Annotated in this window: 4 protein-coding genes and 1 pseudogene; 4 read left to right on the top strand and 1 reads right to left on the bottom strand. The window is 43.2% G+C overall.

Going from position 1 to position 5,227, the window contains the following annotated elements; all coding sequences use genetic code 11:
* Nucleotides 1-2,619: bifunctional acetate--CoA ligase family protein/GNAT family N-acetyltransferase (locus CAG69_RS03730; RefSeq protein ID WP_161442782.1), on the bottom strand; the 2,619-nt coding region annotated here is incomplete at its 3' end.
* A 236-nt stretch (nt 2,620-2,855) separates the two neighbouring features.
* On the opposite strand from CAG69_RS03730, the gene CAG69_RS03725 reads away from it, so the two are divergent.
* From CAG69_RS03725 to CAG69_RS03710, 4 genes and pseudogenes are all read left to right on the top strand, one after another.
* On the top strand, nt 2,856-3,425 hold the full coding sequence (locus tag CAG69_RS03725; protein WP_005390018.1) for an SPOR domain-containing protein: 570 nt from the start codon (nt 2,856-2,858) through the stop codon (nt 3,423-3,425).
* 149 nt (nt 3,426-3,574) lie between these two features.
* On the top strand, nt 3,575-4,564 hold the full coding sequence (locus CAG69_RS03720) for a D-alanine--D-alanine ligase (RefSeq protein WP_047010388.1): 990 nt from the start codon (nt 3,575-3,577) through the stop codon (nt 4,562-4,564).
* A 128-nt stretch (nt 4,565-4,692) separates the two neighbouring features.
* The gene (locus CAG69_RS03715) at nt 4,693-5,079 is read left to right on the top strand and encodes a DUF3319 domain-containing protein (RefSeq protein WP_005395460.1); all 387 of its coding nucleotides are present in this window, start codon (nt 4,693-4,695) and stop codon (nt 5,077-5,079) included.
* 1 nt (nt 5,080) lies between these two features.
* Nucleotides 5,081-5,227 (top strand): annotated as a pseudogene (locus CAG69_RS03710) (stress response translation initiation inhibitor YciH); the annotation flags it as partial.

Here is a 5,227-nt window from a genome sequence, read left to right as displayed (position 1 = left end):
CACCATATCTGCCGTACCATCGGCAAACTGAACATCGACTTCAAATCCCAGATTTTGAGCTAACATCAACATCCCTCTGTTTGTAGGCATGGTCATTCCAGACATTTGCTTTGTGCCTTTAATCTTGCAATAGCTGATAATTTTCTGCATCAGCACTTTACCTAAGCCTTTTCCTTTCAAATCTGAACGAACCAAAATAGCAAACTCAGCATCACTATTATCTGGTGTAATCAATGCGCGGGCTACGCCTATGATAGACGGTCCGTCGGTATTAAACGCTACCGCAACAAACGCCATTTCGCGGTCGTAGTCGATTTGAGTAAAGTTTGCCAAAGCCTCATGGTTGAACTCTCCAACTTCAGAAAAGAAACGTTTATAGAGATCTTCTTTCGATACGCTATTAATGAATTGAGCATGCAGCGGCTCATCCTCAGGCAAGATAGGGCGAAGCAGGATAGGTTGGCCATCTCGAAGCGTTACAGTTTCGACAAACTCTGCCGGGAAAGGGCGAATCGCTAGCCGTTTTTGGGCGTCTCCTTCGTATTTACACAGTGTGACATCTGCATCAAGGATAGTTAAATCGCTTCCGGACACCAGCACTGGATGGATATCCAGTTTTTGTATTTCTGGTAACTCAACTGCCATTTGGGAGATACGAACCAAGAACTTCGACAACTCAGTAATATCGAGCGCATCTTTGTGTTTCTGCAGGCGAATCTTTCCAGACTTTAAAGCAACAACGACAAGGTAGCGTGCAAGCGTCATGTTCAAAGGAGGAAGTGCAGCGACGGCATCTTGGGCGATATTCCATTCCGAGCCGCCTTGACCAAGCAAGATCACTGGTCCAAAGACCTTATCTACTGCAATACTAATCCGTAGCTCTTCAGCGCTGCCGAGCTTTGCCATCCCTTGTACCAAGAGCCCATGTACATTGGCAGAAGGGTAACTTAGCTTTACGGTATCTAGAATGGATAGCGCTGCGTTGGAAACTTCTCGACTGTTTCTTAAATTCAGGGCGACACCGTGTACATCCGATTTATGAGGAATGTCTGGAGATCGCAACTTAACCGCAACAGGGTATCCGATATTTTCTGCCATATGCACGGCTTCAATTTCGTCAGATGCAATCCATGTTGGCAGAACATTAAACCCGAACAGCTTAAATAATGGGCTAGTTTGATGCGTATCCAAGGTAACTGTGTTTTTATCCAGTAGTCGTTCATTTACCCATTCTTTTGCAGAACTCACACTTCCAGAGTGCAATGGCTCAGCCGTCGTTGGCGTTTCCATTAATTGCTTCTGGTTTCGTCGATACTCGACCAGGTGCATGTATGCAACGACCGCACTTTCCGGCGTTCGATAGGTTGGAATGCCAGCTTGAGTAAATGCCAGTCGTGCCTCTCTCGACGTTTGTTCTCCTGACCAGTTGGTCAAGATATTAAAATGCTTATGCCGAGGGTGAGCCTTGATCGCCTCAATAACAGCTTGAGCAGTTTCAAGAGGGGCGGAAACCGCAGAAGGACTATGCATAATCAAGATCGCATCTGCACAGTCGTTATTCATCAGTGCGTTAATGGTATCAATGTAGCGTTTTTTTGTTGCGTCACCAGACAGATCAATCGGATTTCGAGCGCGCCAGTTGGACGGGAGTGCAGTTTGTAATTGCTCAATGGCAGCGTCATCAAGTGTTGCGAGCTGGCCACCTCGTTCAATCAAAGTATCAACGGACATAACAGCAGGGCCGCCGCCATTGGTGACGATCGCTAAACGCTCTCCACGAAGTGGCACAGAATGCGTGAGTGTTTCTACCGCAGCGAATAGCTCATGCGTATTGCTGACTCGTAACATACCAGTTCGACGGATGGCAGAATCGTAAATTACATCAAGCGTATCACCATCTTGCTGTTCGAAAGTATTCATCTCTTTAGAGCGGCCCGCTTTTAATACCAATATACGGCGGTTCCGTGAAGCCGCTCGCGCAGCAGACATAAATCGTCGGGCATCCTGGATATTATCCACATAAAGCAGAATAGCTTCCGTATTCCCATCCATACTTAAGTAATCAAGCAAATCTGCAAAATCGATATCCTGTCCGCGTCCAATCGAAATGAACGAAGAAAAGCCAATATTCTTATCATTTGCCCAGTCTAACACTGTGGTACAAACCGCCGCAGATTGTGAGATGAACGCAATTTTTCCGGGCTTAGCCGCAACAGGAGAAAACGTGCAGTTAAATTTGTGCCAAGGCAAGATAATACCTAAGCTGTTCGGTCCTAAAACTCGAATATTCAATGATGAAATATTTAAAGGCTGAGCGTCATCAGAGATAACAATCGCAAACGGCGTGCCTCTCTCATCTAACTCTTTAAGCAGTTGCTCGTTGCGTGAAACGTTCGTACATAAAATCGCAATATCTGGCGTATAGGGTAGGGAAGCCACATCAGGGTAGGCTATAACTCCGGATACCGCTTTGTATCGCGGCGTTACTGGCATAATCGCGCCACCAAATCCACTTTGTAGAAGGTTACGCATAACGACATGCCCTGCTCGTAATGCTTTTTGAGATGCACCAATAACGGCCACAGAGTTGGGTTTAAAGAGTTTATGTAGTTTATTCATGCTGACTCCTAGCCGTTTGCAAGTAACGTTTGCCTATCGGTTTCATATCAATCATAAACGAATAATTTATTGATAAAACGCCTTCAGACCAGACATTGCACAAAATGTGGGCGATGCTTATGGAGTTTGTGTTATTCATCACATCAAAATCACAGATTATTGTATTTGATGCTTGATAAACGGCCCTGCTATCGGCATGATTTATCGTAATATTTATCCAGAGCATTTGTTACTTCATGAAAAAAATCGCAATCATCGGCTTGTCAGTCCTGCTTTCTGCTTGTGCATCTGAAACTTACATCACAGACGTAACTTCTGAAAGTTATCGAGAGGACTACAAATCAGATCGTATCTCTAAGCCAATTATGGCGTCTGAAAACGCTGTAGTAGAAAAAGACGTACAACCAACTGTTGTGAAAATGACGGCAAAGCCTGAAGAGAAGAAAGTAGTCAAGCTAACGCCAAAAGAGCAGGCGAAGCCAGTTAAGATCGTACCACCGAGTAAAAAGCAAGCAGGTATTCAACGATTTGGCTATACCATTCAAGTCGCGGCTGTGGGTAGCCAAGCGAAAGTCGATCAGTTTGCAAATAAGCTGCCACAGAACGGACAGCCAATTTGGGAAAACTACAAAGTCGTCAACGGTACTAAGTGGTTCTCAGTTTTATACGGAGACTACGCAACAAGCGCGGAAGCCAAGCAAGCGATTTCGACTTTGCCTGCTCAATTTCAGCAGTTAAGACCATTTGTTAAAAGCATTGACGCCATTAAAAACTCAGCTTACCCAACGCTTAACAAATTAAACTAACACATCAAATAAGGGAGCGAATAGCTCCCTTATTTATTTGTTCAAATCCTACTCGAACAAAATTCCTCACACTAAAATTACTGTACGTCACACTTCAAAGGTTTATCATAATAAATAGTATCTTTTGTAGGTCACGGAAAGATTGATTCATGATTAAAAATATTCTTCTACTATGCGGCGGCGGCTCTTCTGAGCACGAGATTTCATTATTGTCTGCAAACTTTGTCGAACAACAATTAAATCTTATTGAAGACGTTCACGTTACACGCGTAGAAATTAAAAACGAAGGTTGGATGACCAACCAAGGTGAGTTGGTTTACTTGGATCTCAATACCAAGCAGTTGTGCTCAAGTGAATCTAATCAAACCATCGATTTCATTGTGCCTTGTATACATGGTTTTCCAGGCGAGACAGGTGATATTCAATCTCTGTTTGAAATCGCAGGCATTCCTTACCTTGGTTGCGGGCCAGAAGCAAGTAGCAATAGCTTCAATAAAATCACATCTAAGCTTTGGTACGACGCTATCGGCATTCCCAATACGCCTTACTTATTCTTAACGCGCAACGATGAAGAAGCTCATGCTCAAGCTCATAAAGCGTTTGAAAAATGGGGAAAAGTCTTTGTCAAAGCCGCTCGTCAAGGGTCATCTGTTGGATGTTACAGCGTCACAGAAAAAGATAAACTTTCCAATGCAGTAAATGATGCGTTTGGGTTTTCTGACCAAGTGTTGGTTGAAAAATCAGTAAAACCACGAGAGCTTGAAGTTGCTGCATATGAGATGAATGGCCAGCTGCACATAACGAAGCCAGGCGAGGTTATTGCACCTGACGGTGCTTTTTACTCGTACGATGAAAAGTACAGCAGTTCAAGTCACTCGCTCACCGAAGTTGAAGCGAAGAATCTAACCCAAGCACAATTAGATGCAATTCAGCACGCATCTGAAAGGGTATTTAAGCAAATGAATCTTCGCCATTTGTCTCGTATCGACTTTTTCTTAACGGAAGATGATGAGATTTACTTAAACGAAGTAAACACATTCCCAGGTATGACTCCTATCTCGATGTTTCCTAAAATGCTTCAAAATAACGGGCACAAATTCCATGAGTTCTTGGAAGATTGTATAAACAGTGCAAAGTGATTAACGTTATCGAGGCGCGTTTTATGATAGAAATTGTTTTCTAGAGCAAGGTTTATTCAAGCCGTATTTGAATATTGCTCAGTAGCAATTATGATTATATCAACGCATTAAACAGATGACTCAGTGGTATGGCGATTTCAAACTATAGAGGTTTTAACCTGCAGTCAGGCGGACCGGATGGCAGTATTTGGAAGGTTAAAATCAAAAACCACGTCTTACAAGGTAGTTTGACGGCGGTAAAGAAAAGCATTGATTGGTGGTGCGATACCGCATCAATTATTGATCCCAAAGAGTTTGCTGCGCTTGGACAAAGAGCGCAGCAAGTTGGTGGTGCAAAATCAGAAGTCTTTAACGGTTATACTATTCAAAATGATACAGGTCAGCCCAACTCTTGGTACTGTATGTTTAATGGTAAACTGATTAAGGGTAGTAAAACTGCTATTCAACGTCATATCGAAGCTTATTTAGTTGCAAAGCAAAAAGCGATGCAAGCTCAACAACAAAAGAAACAATAGAATGACTCTGGTATATTCAACAGAAACCGGTCGAATTAAGCCGGAAGAAGAGAAAACATCTCGCCCCAAAGGCGACGGTATTGTACGAATTCAGCGCCAAACGAAAGGACGTAAAGGTAAAGGTGTATGCATCGTTACAGGTTTAGAC

It is taken from the genome of Vibrio sp. V43_P6S15P86, assembly GCF_009904725.1.
Lineage (GTDB): Bacteria > Pseudomonadota > Gammaproteobacteria > Enterobacterales > Vibrionaceae > Vibrio > Vibrio diabolicus.
The sequence above is the reverse complement of the archived record's forward strand: the minus strand, read 5'-3'. Positions and strand labels throughout refer to the sequence as shown.

Bases quoted from the DNA above. Each gene is read 5' to 3' on its own strand.
- CAG69_RS03725 (WP_005390018.1), top strand. From the start codon at position 2,856: ATGAAAAAAATCGCAATCATCGGCTTGTCAGTCCTGCTTTCTGCTTGT.
- CAG69_RS03720 (WP_047010388.1), top strand. From the start codon at position 3,575: ATGATTAAAAATATTCTTCTACTATGCGGCGGCGGCTCTTCTGAGCAC.
- CAG69_RS03715 (WP_005395460.1), top strand. From the start codon at position 4,693: ATGGCGATTTCAAACTATAGAGGTTTTAACCTGCAGTCAGGCGGACCG.